This window comes from Pseudomonas sp. GW821-FHT12A04 (assembly GCF_058807755.1).
The window spans coordinates 435,663-457,089 of sequence record NZ_JBXAQZ010000001.1 but is presented as its reverse complement, the minus strand read 5'-3'; the positions used below and the strand labels follow the sequence as shown (position 1 = coordinate 457,089).

Genomic DNA, 21,427 nt, shown 5'->3' with positions numbered 1-21,427 from the left:
TGACAGTCAGAATCGGAGCAAGAATCGCGTTCCTACGTAAATTTTCGGCCTGCTGACCAACCAACAATCGGCAGATTTTACGTAGCAACGCAGACTTCAAAACAGTGAATGCGTTTTCACACAGCCTGGACCCATTGCGGCCGGTGACGACGGGCAGCAAATCGGCAAAAAGCAGATGTCGGCGCGTATTTCGTTGATGCGATTTATATGGTTTCAGGCATCGCGCAAGCCGGATTCATCGAGGGCGGCTGCCGATTTCAGCATCTTCAAAATCACCAAGGCAAAAGCACGGCTCTTGGTCTCGTTATCCAGCACTTCCAACGACAGCTTCTCGTGGTCGGTCATTGCATCTAATACGGTGTCCAGAACGCGCTTGGGGAACAGTCCGTGCATCACTTGATCCACCGAGTGGTTGTTCACCTGGGCCATCACATCTTCCTGGCGGCTGATGCGCTGGGCGATGCCGGTGAGGAACTGCAGCTGGTCGTCATCGCTAACCTCGGCACCGAAGATATCGTTCAGCGCCTCGATGATTTCCGACAAGCGCTTCTTCTCCGGATCATGGGGCTTGCCGCTGCCCACATCACTGCCAGGTTTGAGGGTGTATTCGCCTTCTTCCTCGCTCAGGCGCAGCTGATGCTCGGCGCGCTTGCTCAGGCGGTAATGGCTCAGTTGCAGCTCTCCCACGTCCACGTCGTCTTGTTGCAGGCGATCCAAGCGCAGCAGCGGGTGCAGGTGCTTGGCGTACACGCAGAGTTGCTCCAGTTCGCGGTCCTCATAGGGCACAATTTGTGAGAGAAACTCGTACAGGCGCACGAAGCTCTGCAAATTCTTTCGGAACAGGTCGAGTTGATCGATCTGCTCGCCGGCCTCTTTTAGCGCGTGCTCGGCTTTTTTCAGGCCGCTACTGTCGCCATTAGCTTCGGCCGTGCGCTTGAAGTCCAGCGCCTGTTGGCGCGACTCCACCGAGAAGGCGTAGCGTTTGGCAAAGCGCTCCTTTGCCGGAGTGCAGTAGTAGCTGAGCTTGCTGGCTGCCGCCTTGGGGTCGAAGAAGGCCATGGCGAACGCCTCGACCTCCTGCCAGTGATAGATCCCCTCGACATCCAGCTTCTTCTGTAGGTCATAGATGATCTGAGGGTCGGTTACATCGGTCAGCTCTGCCTTGGTGTAGTACGGCAAGAAGGCGTCGAGAATATCCTGTGGCTCGTTGAAGAAGTCGAGGATGAAGGTTTCCTTGCTGTCACCGAAAGTGCGGTTCAGCCGGGACAGGGTCTGCACGCAGTCCACGCCTTGCAGCTTCTTGTCCACGTACATGGCACACAGCTTGGGCTGATCGAAGCCGGTCTGATACTTGTTGGCCGCGATCATCACGTTGAAGTCTTGAGTGTCGAACGCCACTGCCAGGTCCCGGCCATTCAGGCCGGCGTTGAGCAGGCTACTGCTTTCCGTCACCTCTTCAGGGATCACCTCATCCGGTAGCACGCTGCCGGAGAACGCCACCAGCGGGTGCACATCGCTGTAACCCATCTGCTGTACATAGGCTCTCACCGCCAACTGGTAACGCACCGCTTCTTGGCGGCTGCTGGTCACCACCATGGCCTTGGCCTGACCATTGAGCAGATTGCGGATATTGGCGCGGAAGTGCTCGACGATCACCTCAACCTTTTGACTGATGTTGTATGGATGCAAACGCACCCAGCGCGCTAGCTTGATGCGCGCCTTCTTGCTGTCCACTTCGTCGTCTTCGCCATCCGGGTGAGCGATCTTCCAGGCGGTGTTGTAGGTGGTGTAGTTGCGCAGCACGTCGAGGATAAAACCCTCTTCGATAGCCTGGCGCATGGAATACAAATGAAAAGACTCCGGCTTGTTGCTGGAACTGGCTGGCAGCGTGGGGTCGGCTGGGCGACCGAACAGCTCCAGGGTCTTGGCCTTGGGCGTGGCGGTGAAGGCGTAGTAACTGATGCGCTCATTCGGTTGGCGTGCCTGTACGGCGGCGTCCAACAGCTCTTCGGCACTGATTTCCTCTGCGTCCAGCGCATCGCTGCCTAGAATCTGTTTAAGCTTGCTGGCCGACGAACCAGTTTGCGAGGAATGCGCCTCGTCAGCGATTACTGCATAACGCCCGCTAGCCAGCTTCGGGTACTTGTCCAGGGCATCGAACAATGCAGGAAAAGTCTGGATGGTTACGATGATGATGCGCGTCTGCTCAGCCAGCGCCTCAGCTAGTTGTTCGGACTTGCTCTGGTTGCCGACATCACGACTGATCGGTTTGACCACGCCTTGGGCGTGCTCGAACTGGTAGATGGTGTTCTGCAACTGGCTATCCAGCACCGTGCGGTCGGTGACCACGATCACTGAGTTGAACAGACGCTGACCAGCGTCGTCGTACAGCGAGGCCAATTGATGGGCCGTCCAGGCGATGGAGTTGGACTTGCCCGAGCCGGCGCTGTGCTGGATTAAATAGCGCTTGCCAGGTCCTTCGGCACGGGTGGTGTTAACCAGCTTGTTGACCACTTCCCATTGGTGGTAACGCGGGAAGATCATCGTTTCCTTGGTCATCAGCGTGCCGTCGAAGGCTTCGCTGGTTTTTTTGTCCAGGTGCAGATAGCGCCCCAGTACCTTGAGCCACGCATCTGGCTGCAACAGCCGTTGCCACAGGTAGCCGGTGGAGTATTGGCTATCGTCGGCAGGCATTGGGTTTCCAGCACCACCCTCCTCGTTGCCGAGGTTAAAGGGCAGGAAGAAGGTGTTCTTGCCCGCGAGTTTCGTGGTCATCGCCACCTCATTCTGCCCTACGGCAAAATGCACCAGCGCGCCACGCTTGAAAGTCAGCAGCGGCTCGGGCTTGCCCGTTATCGGGTCTTTCACCGGGCGGTCGTAACGGTACTGGCGCTTGGCGTTTTCCACCGACTGCTTGAACTCGCTTTTCAGCTCTAGCGTGGCGGTGGGGATGCCGTTGACGAACAGCACCAGATCCAGCCGTGGATTGTAGCTCTGCCCACTGCTGCCAGCCTCACGCGCATGCAGCGAGTAGGACACCTCCGGCACCACGCGCAGGCGGTTGCACTGGTAGCGCTTCAAGGTATCCGGATTCATGCCGTGGTCGGGCTGGAAGCTGCATAGCTCCACCTTCACCGACGGCAGCTTGAAGCCATGGCGCAGCACATCCAGGGTGCCGCTCTGCTCCAGCTCGCGCACCAGCTTCTGTACCAGCACATCTTCTGGTGCATTCGGGTTGGCCTTGGCGAACTTGTCCCACCGCTCCGGCCAGGCGTCCTTGAAGTAGTCCAGTATATCTTCGGTGTACAACGCGGTGCGGCGGTCGTAGCCGCTGGCCGTGCCGACGAGCCAGCCTTGGGCGGCCAAGGCATCGATAATGTCCTGCTGGAATTGCGCTTCCTTGCTGTCCGCCATTACACGGCCTCTTGTTCTAATTCATGGGATCGTGCGCTAGCCGTTGGATGCCAGCCGCGTACATCGATTTTGCCGGTGACAGCGGCGGAAATGAGAGCGGAACGGCGTTCTTGGAGCAGATCAACTGTCGCGCCCGCCTCGATAATTAGCTTTTCCGCTTGCTCAGAAAACGCCATAATAAAATTTGATATTTCTTCTTGCTCTTTTAATGGTGGGACTGGAACTTTCACAAACTTTACTTCGCCACAGTTCAGGTGTGGATGCATACCGCCGGTTCTGATCGAAAACAATACTGACTGCCCAAAGCGCGACTGCAATACCTGACCAAGATACGTGCCAGAAAGCATGCTCTTATCTGTCTGCAAAATTATCAAAGCATGACAGTTGTAGCCACTTTCTCTTGAAGATACGACACCAACATCTCCAGTTCCTGCACCGGTCTGAACAATCAGAACATCATCTTCTTGCAGGATGGATTTTCTCATTTTCATGCTCCACTCCGGAGTCACAAAGTAAGCATCGTCAAAATTGACAACGCCTTTTTTTATATGAGTGGCCTGAACGTAAGGAACCCCACTCTCAACCAAAATATCTCTTGTAGGGCCAACATAACCATTAGTGATTTTTACTGTGAGTTTATTCAGCGCATTTGTTTTCCAGTGCACCGGTACCTCGCCTAGCCACTCCACGCCGGAGTCTTTCATCTGCACTGTGGGGTCGAGACCTTTGGTGACGGCGCGGGAGATCACGGCCTGGCGCTTTTCCTTAAGCAGTTCGATCAGGCGCTGCTGCTCTTCGATCAACGCGTCGATGCGGGCGGTTTCGTGGTCAAGGAAACGGGCGATTTGGGTTAGCTCGAATCGAGGGGGCCAAGCAAGTGCGCATGAGCGAACTTGCTCCATTGATATATTCAAAATCGTCGTTTCTGGAACTGCTGACTCAATTTGACAGATAAACGACCGAGAGAGGATAAAGTACTTGGTGACAGCGGCTGCGATTGGGTTTCCCGACCTGATGATTCCTACTCGCTGATTTACAGCCAACGGTAAATCAGTAGCTATAACCTGTGCGAAATTCGAGATACTGCCAGAAAGCCCAATTAGCAAGTCGTCAACCTTGGCCATGGCTTTTATTGGAACGTTATTTTCAGCTACTTTTTTTATTGAATCAAAGCTGACTCGTCCTTCTTTCAGATCTGACATCCTTGTTACAGGTATTCCATCGTCAACGAACTGTTCTGCTGGAAATGGATACCCCGACTCAATATCTGAGACTCTACCGAGACGCGTAACGGACCAGTGCGCTGGCACCTCCCCTAGCCACTCAGTCCCGGAATCTTTGTAGGCAGGGTACTTCGGAAACGTACTCGGGTTTTCCATGCCCTCGCTCTGCGGGCCAACGGCTGCGCCTTTGTTCAAATTTTCCCCCGACAAATTTGTCATGCCGACAGCCCCTCGATCATCTGCTTGATGCGGTCGGTGCAGGCTTTCAGGTCGCGATCGATCTCGACCAGCGCGCGCGGCGGCTGGAACACATAGAAGTGGCGGTTAAAGGGGATCTCGAAGCCGACGATACCAACCTCGCCGTCTTGGGCGTCGGTCTTGCTTTCGTCGATCCAGGCATCTGGTACATGGGGGATAACTTCGCGCTGGAAGTAGTCATACACCGCCTCGCCCATCGGCACGTTTTCGTAATCGCGCAGGCCGGAATCCGCTTCCGGCTGGCCCTTGGTCATACAGATGTCTGCCTCGGGGTCCCGCTCGCTCAGGGCATTGAGCAAGGCTTTCAGTTCCGGCGCGCTGAGGCTGACGCTGTTGGCGGTTAGGGTTTTTTTCAGCAGTTTGGTGAACTGCTCGCGGTTGCGGTGCTGCTGGCTTGCGTCCATGGCTTGCAGGGCCGTCATTAGTTGCTGCTGAGCGGCGCTGTCGAGCTTTTGCAGGGCTTTTTCTTCCAGCACCTTGCCGAGACGTTCGGCACTGGTTTGGAAGTTCAGGCGCAGCGGGCGCTCGACGTTGATGCGCCGGTAGCCAAAGGCGTCTATGGGGAAGATTTTGCTCTGCGCGGTGCGCTCGAAGCTGCCATACAGGCGCACCAGCTCGCTGATTTGATCTTCGGTGATGTACTGGCGTTTGCTGCCCAGCGACTTGCGCATTTTGGCGTAGTGCTGGCTGCCGTCGATCAACTGCACTTTGCCTTGGCGTACAGCTGCCTTGTGGTTGCTGAGTATCCACACATAGGTGGCAATACCGGTGTTATAGAACATGTCCGTCGGCAACGCGACAATGGCTTCGACCAGGTCGTTCTGCAGCAGATAGCGGCGAATCTCCGACTCACCCGAACCCGCGCCACCGGTAAACAGCGGCGAGCCGTTGAGGATGATACCGATGCGCGAGCCACCCTCACGCGGGTCACGCATTTTGCTGACCAAGTGCAACAGGAACAGCAGCGAGCCGTCAGACACTCGTGGCAGGCCAGGGCCGAAGCGGCCATCGAAACCCTTTTGACTGTGCTCGTCGGTGATCTGCTTTTGCACCTTCTTCCATTCCACGCCAAACGGTGGGTTGCTGAGCATGAAATCGAAGTGCTTGTCGGCCAGTTGGTCGTTGGACAGCGTGTTGCCGAGCTTGATGCTGGCCACGTCCTGGCCCTTGATCAGCATGTCAGCTTTGCAGATGGCGTAGGACTCAGGATTCAGCTCCTGGCCGTGCAGGGAGACGCTGACCTTTTCGCTGATGGACTGGATGTACTCATCACCCTCGGACAGAAAGCCACCCGTGCCCGCCGTTGGGTCATAGATGGTGACGATGCTGTTGGGCGCGAGTTTGTGATCCTGATCGGTGATCACCAGCGATGTGGTTAGGTGCACGATATCGCGCGGGGTGAAATGCTCACCCGCGGTTTCATTGGAGCTTTCGGCGAACTTTCGGATCAGCTCTTCGAAGATGATGCCCATGCCGAAGTTGCTGATGCGCTCAGGACTTAGGTCGGTGGCAGCAAACCGTTGCACCACCTGATAGAGCAGGTTGGCGCTGGCCAGCTGTTGAACAAAGTCTTCAAAGTGGAAGTGTTCGAATATCTCGCGGGCGTCCTTACTGAAGGCCTGTACGTAGCTCATCAGATCGGCCGAGGTCTGAGTGTCGGACAGGGTGCCGAGAGTCAGCGGCGAGGCGTTGAAGAACTGCATGCCACCTGCTGCGCGCAGCATATACATCTCACGCACGGTATCCGGACGGCCTTCCTGAGCGTAGAACTCGCGAATCACGGCATCCTTGGTCGGCGCCAGCACACACTCCATGCGCCGAAGCAGGGTGAATGGCAGGATGATGCGACCGTACTGAGACTGCTTGAAGTCACCGCGTAGCAGATCGGCAATCGACCAGAGAAAAGCGGCCGTCTGGGAATGATTTTCCGTATTCACGCAACAACTCCTTGGAGTAGGGGCAAAAGCGCAAGTCTAGCACCCGAGGGGCCTATCAGGAGTGTCCGCTTTAGGTTGAGCCGCCGCTGAGCGGGGGGGGGCGCTTTTGGCTGATTCTGTTGGAAAAGTCGGTCCGCCAAGACTCCCTGATCATTGACTGGTGAGAACGCCTTTTTTGCACGCTGCTACGTGAAATTCGAGTCCAGATGCCTCTGCCAAAAGTAAGGATTTCAATCTCGGACGCGTACTTTTCTGATGCGCAAACCATGGCCGACTTTTTCAACAGAATCGGCTGATAGCTGACAGTGGAGATTGGCAGAAATTGACCAGAAGTCGTCGCTTGGATGTGCCTATAAAAACATCGGCGTAAAGGTAACTTAATCCCAACAACCCAACGATGTTACTGTACGCGCGCTAGGTAAGAATCCTTTCGAGATTCAAAGTCATTCAGCTCTGTCTCGAATGCAGAAAGATGAGTTGAAAATGAAGTTTTTAAATCGTTGAACTCAATATCTGAGTAATGTTGAGCTGCTTTTTGAAGTTTCTGTGCGACATCAAGCAACGCATGTTGTCTGTCCCTCACTTCTAAGGCGGCTCTGACCGACTTGTAATCTGGAAGGTCATGAAAAGGGAAACTGTCAAGAGTACGCAATGCGCGCTCTATCCCGGTCGTTGTAAACTCTTCACGAAAGTAGTCAACTGGGTTTTTCTTAAAGTTTGTCTCAATCCTTCCGAAATGGTTCGCGCAACTCATCGCCACAGCCCAAAATGAGTCATAGAGCTTTTTGATCTGCAGCACGTGCTGCTTCCTTGTTTGAGCAACAAGGCTTCGGTTCTGTCGATTAGCAATGATTATGGCTGCGACAATAGCCAGGATAGACCCGATGCCTTGGACCCAGCTGGCGACTCCAGCATGACTGTCCATCCAAACCACAAAGGCTAAATAACTGGTACTGAGGAATTCCAGCATAATATTCTTCTAGAAAGTAACAATTAAGGGGATGAGCTTGGTGGCATTATGCCATTTTGGCGATGGTAGAGGGAACCCTACCGCGCTGATCTCGAAGTCGGGATTATGGACGAGACGAAGTATTCAACCCAAGTTTATGCCCATTGCTCCGGACAGGCTGACCACAAAGGGGAACGGCTGGCGGAGCTGTTGACGCAATCACCGTGTGCGCGGCGAATTGGAGGGGCGCTCCAGGTCAGAAGCTGACTCTCAAAAGGGACCGATTTCTGCCAGAAACGGACATTAATGGACGCAAACGCTAAACCCCTTACTGACCGTAGACACACTGCCGACGGCTTCGTACTCTCGGGGTAGGTCTAGTCGAATCATTCGGTGCCATACGGCATCTTGCCATGGAAGAAAAACAGTGAAGTTCTACGCAAATAAACTGAACGGAGGCTTTCTCAGAAATGTGCTTCCCGGCGAAAGTGTTGAAGTCGATTGGGTTCGCGCAGCCATTGCTTACGGGAGTGATGGAACTACTCTCGTGGAAAACTGCCTGGAGCACGGGCGTAGGCTCGACATATGGATGCGATATGACCATACGGTTCCGGTAGACCCTCGCCTCCTCAGATTTTTGCTTCGAAACACCGGTAAAAACATCTTCTGCACCCTTATCCCCGATGTGCTTCACGCAAAGGTAATTTGGTGGAAGAACTATGGCGTATATGTTGGCTCCGCAAACCTCACCGAGCGGGCCTGGGTTTCAAATATCGAGTTTGGCGTATTTATCCCAGAGCAAGATCTAGAGGCTAATGGAGGCATAGCTGAGATAGAGGGGTTCTTTGAGTCCCTCATATCCTGCGATGCAGCCCAGCAGTTGACGGAGGAAATAATCAAGGAGCAAGAGGGAATTCTTAGGTTCAGAGAAAAAGAACAGCAGAAAATTGAGCTTGAGTCGCAGCGTCTGAGGAGCATAAAGACGTGGGAAGGCCCGGCGTTCACGAGTTCAGATAAAGCTCTTGATATCCGCAAGGAGTTCTTCATTAAGGAATGGCGCAATGGCCTTTCTGTTTTGAGGGATATTGCTGATAAAGCACAGAATTACCGCCCAAGGTGGCTCAATCAAGATGTACCTGCGGCTTGGCAAGCAGACCAGTTTTTGCACGCCTTCTATTACAACAAAGTAGTTGATGGAGTTCGGCATCCATTTGATGAGCACTATCAGAAGAATCGGAAAGATCCAGCCGCAAGCATGATCGCTGCGCTGAAATGGTGGTCTGAATTGGACGCACCTCCGTCCAGTGAAGACGTGAATTGCCACATCCGAGCTCCCGTCATACGTCGGTATCTAGTAAAAAACAAGGTGAGGTCTCTTTCACTGGAGGAGTTCTCCGAGGTTCTTCAGGCCAACCACTCAACCGTAGACCATGTGCGTCGTATGAGGCTTGAGGAGTTAGGCCTGAGGGGCGCGCAAGACGTTACTGAGGCGCAGCGTGTCGGGGCATTCGCGGCGCTGCTGCTTAGCCAGAGAAATGAGAGGGGCGAAACAGTCTTAGATCTCTTAGCCTTTGTGCTTGATGGCGGCTCCCCAAATGAAATTCCGGCAAGACTGTTTGAGGCGGTGCATAGCTCAGCAAGAAGATTCCCTCATTTTGGAAATAATCAAATTGCAGAACTTTCAGGGTGGGCTCGCCCTGAGTTGTGCCCGCCACGTAACGGCAGAACCAGTAAGGGGTTAAGGGCGCTAGGCTACGACGTTCGCGTGTACTAATCGGTTTCAATACGCTGCGATATGTTGGTGCCGAACAATTCGCTGCAGGCGCGACGGCCCTTAAGGGCCGCAGCCTGAGCTTAAACGTTAGTGTTCGGTTTGGTGCGTAAGTGGTCGGATGCGAGTGACTTCTCCTGGCCGATTTCTGCCTGCTGCGACCAGCAGAAAACGGCCAAGAGCTGACCATCGACCATCTCGCCTTTGACTGCTCGTGTTGGGGATCAGCACGTCAATTTACTCCGGAACTAGCGCTCAGCTTAAGGCAAAGGACCGTATAGTCGGTTGTTTTGGGATATTTCGTGTATTCATGATGCCGTAGTTGGCGGTATGAGGGGGGCGTGGTTAGATGAGGGCCCGGTAGAAACGGGCAAGCTAAGCGAATGTCACCTCGATATTTGAAGGAGCAGCGATCATGGGAAAATCGTTTATCGGTGACTTCATTGCTGCGATGAAGCGAGAAAACGACAGAGGGCGCTGTCTTCATTTCTTCGATGGCAAGCGATGCGGAAAAATTATCTCCGCACACTCCATACAGCGTAGGGGGCAGTTAGGTCTACTCGCCGAGGATGGCCATATATATCGAGCCGACGCAGATTTTTCGACATTGCAGAGAAGCGGTGGAGTGCCCCAACTCAAAAAGGTAGGAATAGGTAAAGCTTCAACATTCGACGGTTTCTGTTCCACTCATGACAATTCGCTTTTTGAACCAATCGACAACTTTCCTCTCACGAAAGACCGAAAGCAGATAGCGCTCTATGCCTATCGCAGTTTATGTCGGGAGTATTTCGTCAAGGAAAATGCAGTACGCAGCCTTTCGAAAATGAAGGCCCACCTCGGGATCGGAAGCCACGGGGCCATTTTCGATGCCGCTCTAGAGGGGCAAAATCGTGGGTGGAGCGGACTTCAGCATCACAAGCGTATATATGACCAAGCACTATCGAATAACCAATATCAAGATTTTGAATTCACATATTTCACTTCGGCGTCACCCTGCTCTATTCAAGTTTCAGGGCTTCTCTATCCTGACTTCGATTTTCGAGGGAATCGACTGCAGAACCTTGGAAACTGGTCGACCCCTCTCGAATTGATCACCTTCTTTACGGCTCCCCTTGAGGATGGATGGGCATTCGGTATTGCTTGGCACAAGAGCAGCAACGCTGTCTGCAAACCGTTCGAGAGGTCCTTAGCTGAGTCCTTCCGCGAAGGCCAGCGCCTGGAAGACCTGATGCTCAGATTTGCAGTTTCATGTTGTGAAAACCATGCGATCCGCATCTCTTGGTGGGATCAGCTATCCGATGCTTCGAAACAGATGTTGCTGGATAGGATCATGTTGATGGGGCATCCATCGATCCCTGTCCATCCAACGTATCTCGTATCAGGATGTGAAGGGATCGCTGACTGGACATTCGATTACGTAGCGACTTCGATTGAGCATGACACGATGAGTTAATCGCACGTCCAGCGACATTAAGCTTATGCTGCACCTGCCCATAAGCTACCAGCACGCACCGCAGAACCGACCAGCTCTAAAGCGTGATGGTCGCAGGCCTGCTGCTCCGGCTCGGCCACGACCTGGGCCGAGAGCGGCAGAAACTGGCGCAGCTTGCCGGCCTACCGGCGTATTGCGCGGCTATCATTGTGTATGCGGTCAAATTGCTTGGCAGATGTTACTCCGGGGCGACAGGCAAGGTCAGGTTGCCACGTTTGGTGGTGCCAGGCTTCGATGTGGTTACCGGGGTATTTACGATGTCCCAGGTCATGGTCTTGACTCCATTGGCGTCTGGTCGTACCGCTGCCGCAACTCGACCCCTGCGACACAGTAGCGATTTGTAGGTGCATGGCACGCGCGGCAAAGCATCAGGTGGTTGATGTATCGGTCATGGGCCCGGCACCACTCAGGCGTTGCAGTGACGGCGGTCAAGACGCATCGGGCACGGCTGTTTTCCTGCTCGGACGCGGGAGGTGCTGGGGTGTCGGGCCGCTCCTGGCCCCACGCGGGATTGCTGCGGATCAGCGGCACGACAAAGCGTGGATGAATTCGGCGCTGCTCGGCCAGGTCATGCTGGTCGATATAGCCATGCTCCAACAGGTAGCCCGGCGAACACTCCAGCAGGCAGGCGACATGGGCCAGCCATTGCGCTTCTGCTGTCGAATCCTTCGCCGCCCCCAGCACGGCAATGATTTCCAGGCGGTGCGCCTTGATACTGGTCAGCAGATCGATGGGCGGCTGGTGGTCAGCGGTCCATGTCAGCCGATTGCCCTCCAGCACCAACGCCACACCTTCGGCGCTGGCACGACTCAGTAATTCGGCGGCGCTCATACCTCACCCCCGAACACGGGGCGCACTGCGACATGTGCGACTTTTGCGACACCCCCCGAATTTATTGACCCAGACGTTTGCGACAGGTCTGTGACAGGTTGCGACAGGTCGGACGCCACAGGCGCCTGGTCGCAGCTCGTCACAACGCTGTCGCAGGCTCGGAGCTCCTGCGGGACGGGCTTTGTCACGATTGTCGCAGTTGTCGCAGCCGGGTTGATGGTGAAATGTTTCCCATCGCTGGTCAGAAGCTGGTGATGCTCCACCAGAACACCCAGCAAATCGTCGCGCTGCTTTGCGCTCTTACGAGCTATGGACGGCCCTGCGCGCTGTAGTGTGCGCGAATCGAAGGTGTACCACCCTTTGTTGAGGAGCCAATCCAGTAAGCTTTGCGCTTTAAACAAGTGCGGCTCCACCTTCGTTGGGTTGGTCAGTCGCAGAGCTTCGTCCAGATACCAGCGCACCAGCATTCCGGCCCGCTCGATAATCGGCAGGGTAATGGTACCGGCGTTCTCGACCACGGCCAGTACGCCAGCAATCCGCAGCAGGTTCTCGCCACCCTTGGCAGCGGCCGGTTTGATTTCGAACAATTCGCCCCATTTGCCTAACTCCGCCTCAATAGCGTCGTGCTGGGCAACCCAGGCGGCCAGCGACTGCGGCCCCATCGGCAGTGCTGGCGGGGCCAGCTCCCCTTGCTCATTCTGCGGCGGTTCAAGGGCCAGCAGATGGGCCATGCGCTGCCAGTAGCGCCCCAACCTTACGTCTCGCATGGGATCGACATCCCGGTAGAAGCGACCCCCGGCGAGTGACTGCGGCCAAGCGATTAGGAAGCGCGCCAGAAAACCTTGGCCCTGTAACAGTGGATTGCCCAGCACGTTTTGCGCCACGATAGGCTGAATCATCAGGTGTGCGCTCAAGCGGCAACCGCTGCGTGATGCGCTTTCACCTTCGGCGGCGCGGATGCGCGTGATAGGTGAGCCGTCCCAAAGCTTCGACAGCCCGGCCACGCTTTTCAGCATGTTTTCCGGTCTGCTAGCGTATCCGCCGAAGAATTGGCCGCCTTCGTCACTGAATAGCCCTTGCGAGGAGTAACCGCGCAGCAGGGACTTTTGCAGCCCCTCTAACGTCGGTTCTTCGGCCAGGATGAAAGGCGATGGCGGCTCGATTGGCTCAAGCAACTTACCCAGCTCAATAGCTATGGTTTCCGGATCGCCCTTGGCACTGTCGAGAATGGCTGTACGGGCTTTCTGGTGGGCGTCCCGGTAGTTGCGGTACTTCTTGTATTCGGTCTTATGTGCACCTAACAGGGTGTGCTGGTGTTGGTGGTGAGCGTGCAGTGCCAAGTGGTCCGCTGCCGACTTGCGGTCGCCAGACTCGGCAACGGTAAGAGCAAACAGTGACAGCGGGATCAGTTGGCCTGAGCGTTGTACATTGGCGTGAGGCTGGGCAGCCATTGCAGCAGCAGCCAGTACAGCTTGCCCGGCCAAGGCATCGGGCACTTGCACGCTCTCGATAATGGCTGCAGCAGCCCCACCCAGCAAATCACCCAGAGCTTGCAGGGGATAAGGTGCCGCAATCGACACGTCTGGCAGCAGAGGCTGCGGATCGGGATAGGCTGGCTCAGGAATAAGCGTGGAAGTCATTGCGCTGCTCTCCAATTGGCCAGGTCGTTAAAATCGGAAAGAGTCAGCGGCTCGGCCCCCGACCAAGGCGGGAAGACCATGCGACAGCCAAGGGCAGTGGCTGCCTTGATGGCGGCAGTACGTCCGGGGTTGCCTTCGGTCATGCGGTCGTCGTCGCCGGCCACGATCAATACGGCGTTTGGGTGCTGGCGCCGCAGATGATGGGCGGCTAGAAGCAGGTTGCCGGCAGTCATGGCACAGGCTACGGCCGCGCCGGTTTCGGCGTGGAGCGTGGCGCCGGTAGCCCAACCTTCACAAATATAAAGTGGCTGACCTGGCTGAATCGTACCGATAAGTGAACAGCAGCCCTTGGTCATGCCGTCGATCAGAAAGCGCTTGGAGCCGTCCGGATAGATGTACTGCAGACTGACCAGTAGGCCGTCGCAGTTCAGCGGCACGAGCAGCACATCACCATGCTGGCGCAGGCTGTATGCCTTTACCCGTTTGCGGGATAGGTAGGGATGATCATCTGCGGCTGGCTGTGCCTGGCTCCACAGTCGGTTGGCTTTTTCTGCGGCGGCTTGTTGGTGCTTGTGCTGCTCGGCTTCTCGCTCACGTTGTGCCCGCTTGATTCGCTGGGCGATCAACTGCGCCTCCAGGCGGCTGGCAGGTTTACGGCTGCTCCAGTTGTGCCATTTACCGTCCTTCCAGGTGCCAAACCAGCCCGAGGCGATCGCATTAGAATAAAGCTCATAGGCGCCGTTGCGGGTGCCTGGCGTGTCGCCTGGCACGTGGAAGCGGTGGATGTCGCCGTCTGGTATCGGCAGCCAATCAAGCGGCCCAAAGACGGCTTGCATGGCGTCACGAAAAGTGGCGGTGCTGTCCATTAGGCAGTCTCCCCTCGGCTGGCGACGATACGCGCCTCACACCAGGCCAGTACCTCGGCCTCGATCCATACAACAGACTTCGGGCCAAGGGTGACTTGAGCGGGGAAAGTGCCGGCGGCAATGCGCCGGTAAATCTCGGATGTGGAAAGTGTGGTCAGGGCTTTGACTTCGCCCAGCTTGATAAAGCGGCGGGGTGCGTTATCGGCCATGTCATTTCTCCGGGCACAAAAAAGCCCGCACGATGGCGGGCACAAAAAAGCCCGCACGATGGCGGGCTGAAAATGAAAAACCCCGCACGATGGCGGGGTTGATGGGCAGCAGGTGGAAGAAACGGGAATAAAAAAAACCGGCTCTAGGGCCGGTTATTTATCATTCATATGCACTTACCGCATAGTGGGGTCTTTTTTACGCGAGCCGTGCATTTCACGCAAGCCCTAATCCTCCCGGTTGTTCCCAAATAGCTCAGCGTCTCGCCTGAATGCAAGCATGGCAGACGCGCATGCTTGAGCCTTGTGGGTTTTTGATGCGCTCAGATTTATTCGGCGTGGTGGGGCGTTGGCAGATGCGACACGCCATTTTCCGGCCCCGGATTGATGTGGTTTTAAGATTCTCTGGGCGGCAATCAAAAAAATCTCCATTGATGGGCTCAATTTTTTTGCCTGCCATATGGTCGTCATTCGCTATGAGTTCCGCCAGCGGTATCCCGCCGGATGGATATTCTCCGGCAAATTGAATCGAGAGTGACTGTTCGTGAATGCTGCTGCGCATGAGATTTTCAACAATTCCCGCCAGCCATTCTTGATGCGTCCCAACCCTGCCGAACTCAACCGCCAGTCTTTCCCTTTGTTCGCCTGATAAGTCGCTGAATGCTGAGGCGGGCGATGCTGATGCATCAAGGCGGAATCCGCGAATTTGAATGCTTATCCCCAGGCGGTCGGATGGGGCTTTTGTATCGGGCAAGGCCCACCACTGCTCAGGTGGTTTGTAGTCATCTGCTGTCCGATCGCCAGTGCGGAATAGGTATATCCAATGGCCTGCATAATCAAAAAAACCGAATAGCATCAGTTCCATTAACCGAGAGGCGGGCGGGGCGCTGAACTCGACTCGCTGTGGCATTCCCCGCCTCGTAACATCATGGACGCTATACGACCTCCGTTCATGACTTGGTGGTGCTAACAGCTCGCTGGCGGCGGGACAGCTGAATACCTTGTCCAGGTGAGCGATGAAGTTCTCCTCATCCTCGATCGTATCTAAGCGATGACCTTGCGATCCGAACAAGTTCCACCAGCGTTGGGCAGCGATCTTGGCGATTTTTACTCTTAGCTGTTGGGCGATGGCTTGATCCAAAAAAGCAATGTCTTCGGCGGGGAGTGCTGGAATGTCCTTGGCTTTTGCTGCAAGCCACTCTTGTTCTTTTCCCCAGTCTGAGTAATCAAACTTGTCGGCCATATCTCACTCCTTCCGCTTAATGCCCGCCACGTTGGCGCCCGCGCACAGGGCGTCGATTGAGTCGGCCAATTCTTGCATCATGATTTCTCGCTGCGGCAAATAGGTGGCGTGGTTGTAGGTGTCTCGGATTTCGTTTTTGTCGCCATGGGCCAGCTGGCGCTCAATCCAATCCTTGTTATAGCCGCGCTCGTTAAGCTCGGTGCTTATAAGGTGGCGGAAGCCATGGCCAGTTTGGCGGCCTTCGTAGCCCATACGGCGCAGCGCCTTATTGATGGTGTTATCGCTCATTGGCCGATCTGCTTTCTGCTGACCGGGGAACAGTAGTGGATACGTCCCGGTGATCTCTTGCAGTTGGCGCAGGATTTTTACAGCTTGATGCGGCAGGGGCACCAGATGCAGGCGGCGGTTTTTCATCCGTGAGTCTGGTATCGCCCAGATGTCGTTATCAAGGTCGAACTCTGACCATTGAGCGGCACGCAATTCGCCAGGGCGCACGGCCGTGAGTACAAGCAATCGAATGGCGCAGCGGGTCAGTGTGTTGATATTGGTGCTGTCGATCTTGCCCAGCAGTTCGGGCATTTCGGCAAAGGTAATGTGCGGGTGCCGGCGTACGGCTTTTGCTGGTGCTGCTACCACACTCAGGTCGGTGGCCGGATTGCTGTCCACCACGCCGCTGGCCAAGCCGAAGCGGAATATCTGGTGTAGCCATTGGCGAATCTTGCCGGCTGCGTTCAGCGAGCCCCGCGCTTCCACCTTACGCACCAACTCCACCAGTTCAGGCCGGGTGATGGCTTTCACAGGGCGCGATCCGATACCGGGGATCAGGTCGTTTTCCAAATACAGCTTGGCTTTGCGGACCGTGCTTTCTGCCCAGCGGGGTGAGTTGTAACTGAACCACTCCCGCGCCAGCGTCTCGAAGGTAAGTCCCGTGACCCTATGCGCCTGTTTGGCGGCCTTCTTCTGCTCGCCGGGGTCGATGCCTTCGGCCAGCAGCCCGCGCGCTGTCTCGCGTCTTTGGCGGGCTAGGGCGAGGGTGACGGTAGGGTAGATGCCAAGGGCCAGCTTTTTCTCTTTGCCTGCTATCCGGTATTTGAGGCGCCACAGCTTGGAGCCGTTTGGCGTGATCTCCAGATACAGCCCTTGGGCGTCACCCAGCTTGTACGGCTTTTCCTTGGGCTTGGCGGTCTTGATTGCGCTATCAGTCAGCGGCATGGCGGGTGCCCTCGGGTTCAACGGCCAGCAGGAGGGCGCGGCCGGCGGCGGTCTGCTTGGGCGTCAGGTTCAGAATCTGGCGGGGTGTTTCGATGGTCAGTGAGTTTTCTCGCGTCATCACCAGGCGAAAGGCTTTTGCGCGGGGTCGCAGGGTGGGGTGTTCGGCTCGTTCGGCTTTGCAGATGGTAGGGGCGTTGATGCCGGCCCCAAAGGCGGCGCGGGCGTCGTCGCTGGCCTGGATGGCCTGCGCCAGTGTGACAGCAGAGAAGGCGCCAACGGCTGGGGTTTTCTCCCAGCGCTCGAAATAAAACTTGAAGCGCCACAGTTTGGAGCCAGTCGGCGTGGTCAGCAGATAACGCCGTTGGCGGATTGCCGTTTTGTACGGTCTTGCCTTGAGCGGTAGCGCTGCGGGTGCCTTGCTGTCTAGTTTTGCGTCCATTCTGGGGGCCTATTTTTCGACCGAACCGAGATGCCCCCGATTAAGCCCCCATTTGTTTGGGCTTGCAAGGGAGGTTATGGAAAGCATAGACAACAAAAAGCCCGCACTGGGCGGGCTTCTTGTGTGTTTTCAGGTGTGCTTGGCATCACCTGAAAACTAAAGGTGGTGCCCAGAGACGGAATCGAACCGCCGACACGGGGATTTTCAATCCCCTGCTCTACCGACTGAGCTATCTGGGCAACGGGGCGCATTAAACGGGTTTTTCAGGGGGTCGTCAAGCAAGTTTTCAAAAAAATTTTAATTATTACCGTCGCTTACGTTCCGACCCCCGATAAATCGGGGTTATTCCGATGGCGGCACGTAGCCTTCGGCCTTGGCGTAATCCTCGCCGGAGAAGTACTTGTCCATCTCGCCCTGAAGATATTTGCGATCTTCGGCGTTCATCATGTTCAGGCGTTTTTCGTTGATCAGCAGGGTCTGGTGCTTTTGCCAATCTGCCCAAGCCTTGGCCGAGACGTGGTCAAAAATGTCCTGGCCTTTGGCGCCCGGGAAGGGAGCGCGCTCCAGGCCTGGCAATTCTTCTTTGTACTTGCGGCACATGATGGTGCGGGTCATGACGACTCTCCTGCGTTCAATACGGCGGCCGCGCGTTCGAGCAATGTTTTGACCGGGGCGGCAAGGCCCAGGCGCGGCGGGGTGGCGAGGTTATACCAGAGCCAGTCAGCCTCGGCCACGTGATGGCCGCTCTCCTGGACCTGAACCAGCCAGGGTTCGATGGATAACTGAAAATGGCTGAAGGTGTGCACCAGGCTTGGCAATGCCTGTTGTGTGCCCAGTTCCAGAGAGTGCTGCGATGCCAGATGCGGCAGGTCATCGAGGTCGTCGAGTTCCGGCAGGCTCCACAAGCCGCCCCACAGGCCCGTGGAGGGGCGACGGTAAAGCAGAATGGCGCCTTCGGCGTTGGCGAGCATCGGCATCAGCGTGCGCTTCTGCGGGATGGTCTTGCGCGGCTTGGGGATCGGGTAGCGGGTTTCCAGGCCAAGCATGTGCGCCTCACAGCCCTTTTCCAGCGGACACAGCAGGCAGCTCGGTTTACTGCGGGTGCAGAGCGTGGCACCGAGGTCCATCATCGCCTGGGTGTAGGCGTTGACCCGATCGTGCGGCGTAAAGCGCTCAGCGTTGGCCCAGAGCTGTTTGGCGACCTTCGGCTCGCCGGGGTAGCCCTCTTGCGCGGTAAAGCGCGCCAGCACCCGTTTGACGTTGCCATCGAGGATCGGTGCGCGCAGGCCCATGCTGATGCTGGCAATGGCGCCGGCGGTGGACAGGCCGATCCCCGGCAGATCAGTGAGTTTTTCCACGTCCCGGGGAAATTCGCCGCCGTACTGCTCGACGACGATCTTCGCGGTCTTCTGCAAATTGCGCGCGCGGGTGTAGTAACCAAGGCCCGTCCACAGGTGCAGCACTTCGTCTTCCGGCGCGCACGCCAGCGCCTGGACCGTCGGCAACGAGGCCATGAAGCGGTCGAAGTAATTCAGCACGGTGCTGACCTGGGTCTGCTGCAACATGATTTCCGAGACCCACACCCGATACGGGTTGATGTCCTGCTGCCAGGGCAAATCGTGACGGCCGTGGCGGTCGAACCAGTCCAGCACCGCCGTTGAAAACTGCTCGGCTCTCATCGCTTGAACATTTCCTTGAGCGCGTCTTTCAGTTTCGGGTCGACTTTGTCGCCCCATTTCTCCTCGATTTTTTCGCTGATCCTGTCGCCAGCCTGTTTGGCCGCGACCTGGCCCATGCGGTCGTTATCCAAACGGCAAGCCTTGGCGCCCAGCTCCAGCGGGCCGCGGCAGCGCAGCGGCCACTCGATGCCGACAAACTTGTCGCCCACCTGGCAAGCAGGGTCCGGCATGGCGCTGGTATCGCCTTCGACGATGATGCCGACGCGGTAGTCCATGCCCAACACTCGCAGATCGATGTCACCGTCACCGTTGACGGTCATGCCCGGGATGCGCACTTTCAGGTCCGGGTTGCTGGCCACGCCGTTACGCAAGGTCAGGTTGCCCTTGAGCTCCTGGAACGGAGTGTCCTTGCCCCGAGGCTCGCCGCTGAGGGTTTTGCGGTTGAGCGTGGCGATGCCTTTGCACAGCTGTTGTTCAAGGTTGGCGTTGAGCAGCACGCCATTGTTGATGATGAAACTGGCATTGCCGTTGAGGGTATCGATCAACGCTTTCTGGCTGTTGCCGCTACCGGTCAGGCTGCTGTTGAGCGTGACCAGGCCTTTGACGGGCGGGTTCTTGCCCTGGCTTTCGAGGATTTTTTCCGCCGGTACCCGGCTGATCTTCGTCTGCAGGTTCAGCGCCGGCACTGGCTGACGCACATCGAGCGTGCCGGTGGTTTCGAAGTTGCCTTCGTACAGATCGCCGCGCAGGTTGGCCAGTGTCAGCAGGCCACCCTGGCCGGTGGCCTTGAGCGCAGCGTTATGAATCGGCAATTTTTGCAGGGTCAACTGGCCGAAGGTCAGGTCGGCGTCCACATCGAGCTTGCTCAAGCGTTCCACGGGCAACAGGCGGTCGCTGCTCCAGGCGTCCTTGGTCGGCGCGGGTGGCAACGGAGTGCTGCCGGCGCCGGCCATGGCATCGGCTTCGGTGCTGGCGACTTCGGCCTGGCGCACTTGTGTCGCGCTATTGGCCTCGGCGGATTTCGGCGGCAGGTAGCGGTCGACGTTGAAGGTGTCGGCCTTGAGTGCTGCGCGCAGCGATTGCTTGGCGAAATCTTCGACGGCAATGCGGCCGCTGAAGGTGCTGTCGTCGACTTTCAGGTTGATGTTGTCGAGCGCCAGGCTGGTGGGTGTTGCTGCCAGACGGCTGACCAGTTCGACCTTGCTCAGGCTGCCTTCGGCCATGGCGGGGAGTTTCTGGCCGATGCTATCGACGAATTTCGCCAAGTCGAACTGGGCGATCGAGATGCCGCCACTGACTTGTGGAGTCTTGTCGAGGTCGTTGACTTTCAGTTCACCCAGTGCCCGCAGCTGGTTGGCGGAGATCTTGATGCCGGTCCACTCGGCGACATTGGCGGCCTTGTCCAGCACCAGCTGGCCCTGGGCGGAGAACGTCATGGTCTTGCCTTGCAGCGGGTCGCCGGTCACTTCACCGGACAATTTCATGTCTTCGAGCTGATAGCGCTGCAGCGCGCGTGCGATACGCACCTCACCATTGAGCTCGGTTCGAACCCGCAGTGCCGGCTGGTTGGCGGACAGGAAAGCCGTGAGCTTGAGCGGAATGTTGACGGAGTCGTGAACCGCACCGGTGCTCAACTGAATACTTTCGGCGCTGAAGCTCTTGCCGGTTCGTTCGTCGGTGTATTCAACCCGTGCGTTGTTCACGGTCAGGCTGTCGATGTCCAGGCGGATCGGCTGAGGCGGTTTTTCCGCCGCGACGCTGGCTTCGGGCGCCGGTTCGCCAGCGGCTGGCGGGGTGCTGATCGCGCCGGTGTTGGCCGGTGCCGGCAGCTTGCCGACGTCTTCCCAATTGCCGTGGCCGTCCTTGTCACGGTTCAGGCGCAGGTTCAGGCCCTCGACACGTACGTCGCTCATCTGCACTTCACGGCGCAGCAGCGGCAGTACGCGTACCGACAGGCCTAGCATCTGCAAGTCGGCAAACGGTTCGGTCGGTTTGACCATGGTCGCGACGCTGGCGTCGTGCAGTTCCAGGCCCAGCCACGGGAACAGGCTCCAGCCGATATCGCCATTGAGCGTCAGCTCGATGTGGGCCTTGTCGCGGGCAATCTGGCGGATCTCGTCTTTGTAGTCGTTGGGATCGAAGAGGTGGGTCAGGGCAAAGCCCAGCGCCACAATGATCAGCAACAGCCCGAGAAGTACCAGACCCAGGATTTTGCCGAACGCTTTCATGGGCGAGTCCTTGTAATTAGTCGAATTCAAAATTTAGCC

The 21,427-nt window shown here is 56.7% G+C and carries 16 protein-coding genes and 1 tRNA gene; 2 read left to right on the top strand and 15 right to left on the bottom strand.

Annotated features, from left to right (window positions below; all coding sequences use genetic code 11):
• Positions 1-213: 213 nt before the first annotated feature.
• From AC1RS8_RS01925 to AC1RS8_RS01910, 4 genes are all read right to left on the bottom strand, one after another.
• Positions 214-3,414 (bottom strand): type I restriction endonuclease subunit R, encoded by a 3,201-nt coding sequence (locus AC1RS8_RS01925; RefSeq protein WP_493162254.1) that lies wholly within the window; start codon positions 3,412-3,414, stop codon positions 214-216.
• On the bottom strand, positions 3,414-4,856 hold the full coding sequence (locus AC1RS8_RS01920) for a restriction endonuclease subunit S (RefSeq protein WP_493162252.1): 1,443 nt from the start codon (positions 4,854-4,856) through the stop codon (positions 3,414-3,416). The genes AC1RS8_RS01925 and AC1RS8_RS01920 overlap by 1 nt, the downstream gene beginning before the upstream one ends.
• A complete protein-coding gene (locus AC1RS8_RS01915; protein WP_493162250.1) occupies positions 4,853-6,832 on the bottom strand; it encodes a type I restriction-modification system subunit M in 1,980 nt (659 codons plus the stop codon). The genes AC1RS8_RS01920 and AC1RS8_RS01915 overlap by 4 nt, the downstream gene beginning before the upstream one ends.
• A gap of 400 nt (positions 6,833-7,232) precedes the next feature.
• Positions 7,233-7,802, bottom strand: a complete 570-nt coding sequence (locus tag AC1RS8_RS01910; RefSeq protein WP_493162248.1) for a hypothetical protein — start codon at positions 7,800-7,802, stop codon at positions 7,233-7,235.
• A gap of 406 nt (positions 7,803-8,208) precedes the next feature.
• Between AC1RS8_RS01910 and AC1RS8_RS01905 the strand changes: the two genes are divergently transcribed.
• Both AC1RS8_RS01905 and AC1RS8_RS01900 read left to right on the top strand, forming a co-directional pair.
• Positions 8,209-9,555, top strand: coding sequence for a phospholipase D family protein (locus AC1RS8_RS01905; protein ID WP_493162246.1), 1,347 nt, complete (start codon positions 8,209-8,211; stop codon positions 9,553-9,555).
• 412 nt (positions 9,556-9,967) lie between these two features.
• Positions 9,968-11,005: a hypothetical protein gene (locus AC1RS8_RS01900; RefSeq protein WP_493162244.1), complete on the top strand. Its 1,038-nt coding sequence runs from the start codon at positions 9,968-9,970 to the stop codon at positions 11,003-11,005.
• A gap of 306 nt (positions 11,006-11,311) precedes the next feature.
• Here AC1RS8_RS01900 and AC1RS8_RS01895 read toward each other — a convergent pair whose 3' ends face one another.
• The 11 genes from AC1RS8_RS01895 to AC1RS8_RS01845 form a co-directional block, all read right to left on the bottom strand.
• Positions 11,312-11,875 carry a hypothetical protein gene (locus AC1RS8_RS01895; RefSeq protein ID WP_493162242.1) on the bottom strand — a complete coding sequence of 188 codons (564 nt, stop codon included), beginning with the start codon at positions 11,873-11,875 and terminating at the stop codon, positions 11,312-11,314.
• Positions 11,872-13,515, bottom strand: coding sequence for a YfjI family protein (locus tag AC1RS8_RS01890; RefSeq protein WP_493162240.1), 1,644 nt, complete (start codon positions 13,513-13,515; stop codon positions 11,872-11,874). The genes AC1RS8_RS01895 and AC1RS8_RS01890 overlap by 4 nt, the downstream gene beginning before the upstream one ends.
• Positions 13,512-14,381, bottom strand: a complete 870-nt coding sequence (locus AC1RS8_RS01885; RefSeq protein ID WP_493162238.1) for a toprim domain-containing protein — start codon at positions 14,379-14,381, stop codon at positions 13,512-13,514. Before AC1RS8_RS01885 ends, AC1RS8_RS01890 begins: the two co-directional genes overlap by 4 nt.
• Positions 14,381-14,590 carry a helix-turn-helix transcriptional regulator gene (locus AC1RS8_RS01880; protein ID WP_493162236.1) on the bottom strand — a complete coding sequence of 70 codons (210 nt, stop codon included), beginning with the start codon at positions 14,588-14,590 and terminating at the stop codon, positions 14,381-14,383. Before AC1RS8_RS01880 ends, AC1RS8_RS01885 begins: the two co-directional genes overlap by 1 nt.
• A 253-nt stretch (positions 14,591-14,843) precedes the next feature.
• Positions 14,844-15,830: a hypothetical protein gene (locus tag AC1RS8_RS01875; protein WP_493162234.1), complete on the bottom strand. Its 987-nt coding sequence runs from the start codon at positions 15,828-15,830 to the stop codon at positions 14,844-14,846.
• A 3-nt stretch (positions 15,831-15,833) separates the two neighbouring features.
• Positions 15,834-17,042: a tyrosine-type recombinase/integrase gene (locus AC1RS8_RS01870; protein WP_493162232.1), complete on the bottom strand. Its 1,209-nt coding sequence runs from the start codon at positions 17,040-17,042 to the stop codon at positions 15,834-15,836.
• The gene (locus AC1RS8_RS01865; RefSeq protein WP_493162230.1) at positions 17,029-17,481 is read right to left on the bottom strand and encodes an Arm DNA-binding domain-containing protein; all 453 of its coding nucleotides are present in this window, start codon (positions 17,479-17,481) and stop codon (positions 17,029-17,031) included. The genes AC1RS8_RS01870 and AC1RS8_RS01865 overlap by 14 nt, the downstream gene beginning before the upstream one ends.
• A 163-nt stretch (positions 17,482-17,644) precedes the next feature.
• Positions 17,645-17,720 (bottom strand) — tRNA-Phe (locus AC1RS8_RS01860).
• Positions 17,721-17,823: 103 nt separating this feature from the next.
• Complete coding sequence (locus AC1RS8_RS01855; protein WP_007972770.1) at positions 17,824-18,096, bottom strand: oxidative damage protection protein; 273 nt, start codon at positions 18,094-18,096, stop codon at positions 17,824-17,826.
• Positions 18,093-19,160, bottom strand: coding sequence for an A/G-specific adenine glycosylase (mutY, locus tag AC1RS8_RS01850; RefSeq protein WP_429521805.1), 1,068 nt, complete (start codon positions 19,158-19,160; stop codon positions 18,093-18,095). The genes AC1RS8_RS01855 and mutY overlap by 4 nt, the downstream gene beginning before the upstream one ends.
• Complete coding sequence (locus AC1RS8_RS01845; protein ID WP_489339587.1) at positions 19,157-21,388, bottom strand: AsmA family protein; 2,232 nt, start codon at positions 21,386-21,388, stop codon at positions 19,157-19,159. The genes mutY and AC1RS8_RS01845 overlap by 4 nt, the downstream gene beginning before the upstream one ends.
• Positions 21,389-21,427 lie beyond the last annotated feature (39 nt).

What these genes read in the sequence shown, in the direction of transcription:
- AC1RS8_RS01925 (WP_493162254.1), bottom strand. Translation starts at nt 3,414, where the DNA reads ATGGCGGACAGCAAGGAAGCGCAATTCCAGCAGGACATTATCGATGCC.
- AC1RS8_RS01920 (WP_493162252.1), bottom strand. Translation starts at nt 4,856, where the DNA reads ATGACAAATTTGTCGGGGGAAAATTTGAACAAAGGCGCAGCCGTTGGC.
- AC1RS8_RS01910 (WP_493162248.1), bottom strand. Translation starts at nt 7,802, where the DNA reads ATGCTGGAATTCCTCAGTACCAGTTATTTAGCCTTTGTGGTTTGGATG.
- AC1RS8_RS01900 (WP_493162244.1), top strand. Translation starts at nt 9,968, where the DNA reads ATGGGAAAATCGTTTATCGGTGACTTCATTGCTGCGATGAAGCGAGAA.
- AC1RS8_RS01895 (WP_493162242.1), bottom strand. Translation starts at nt 11,875, where the DNA reads ATGAGCGCCGCCGAATTACTGAGTCGTGCCAGCGCCGAAGGTGTGGCG.
- AC1RS8_RS01890 (WP_493162240.1), bottom strand. Translation starts at nt 13,515, where the DNA reads ATGACTTCCACGCTTATTCCTGAGCCAGCCTATCCCGATCCGCAGCCT.
- AC1RS8_RS01885 (WP_493162238.1), bottom strand. Translation starts at nt 14,381, where the DNA reads ATGGACAGCACCGCCACTTTTCGTGACGCCATGCAAGCCGTCTTTGGG.
- AC1RS8_RS01880 (WP_493162236.1), bottom strand. Translation starts at nt 14,590, where the DNA reads ATGGCCGATAACGCACCCCGCCGCTTTATCAAGCTGGGCGAAGTCAAA.
- AC1RS8_RS01875 (WP_493162234.1), bottom strand. Translation starts at nt 15,830, where the DNA reads ATGGCCGACAAGTTTGATTACTCAGACTGGGGAAAAGAACAAGAGTGG.
- AC1RS8_RS01870 (WP_493162232.1), bottom strand. Translation starts at nt 17,042, where the DNA reads ATGCCGCTGACTGATAGCGCAATCAAGACCGCCAAGCCCAAGGAAAAG.
- AC1RS8_RS01865 (WP_493162230.1), bottom strand. Translation starts at nt 17,481, where the DNA reads ATGGACGCAAAACTAGACAGCAAGGCACCCGCAGCGCTACCGCTCAAG.
- AC1RS8_RS01855 (WP_007972770.1), bottom strand. Translation starts at nt 18,096, where the DNA reads ATGACCCGCACCATCATGTGCCGCAAGTACAAAGAAGAATTGCCAGGC.
- mutY (WP_429521805.1), bottom strand. Translation starts at nt 19,160, where the DNA reads ATGAGAGCCGAGCAGTTTTCAACGGCGGTGCTGGACTGGTTCGACCGC.
- AC1RS8_RS01845 (WP_489339587.1), bottom strand. Translation starts at nt 21,388, where the DNA reads ATGAAAGCGTTCGGCAAAATCCTGGGTCTGGTACTTCTCGGGCTGTTG.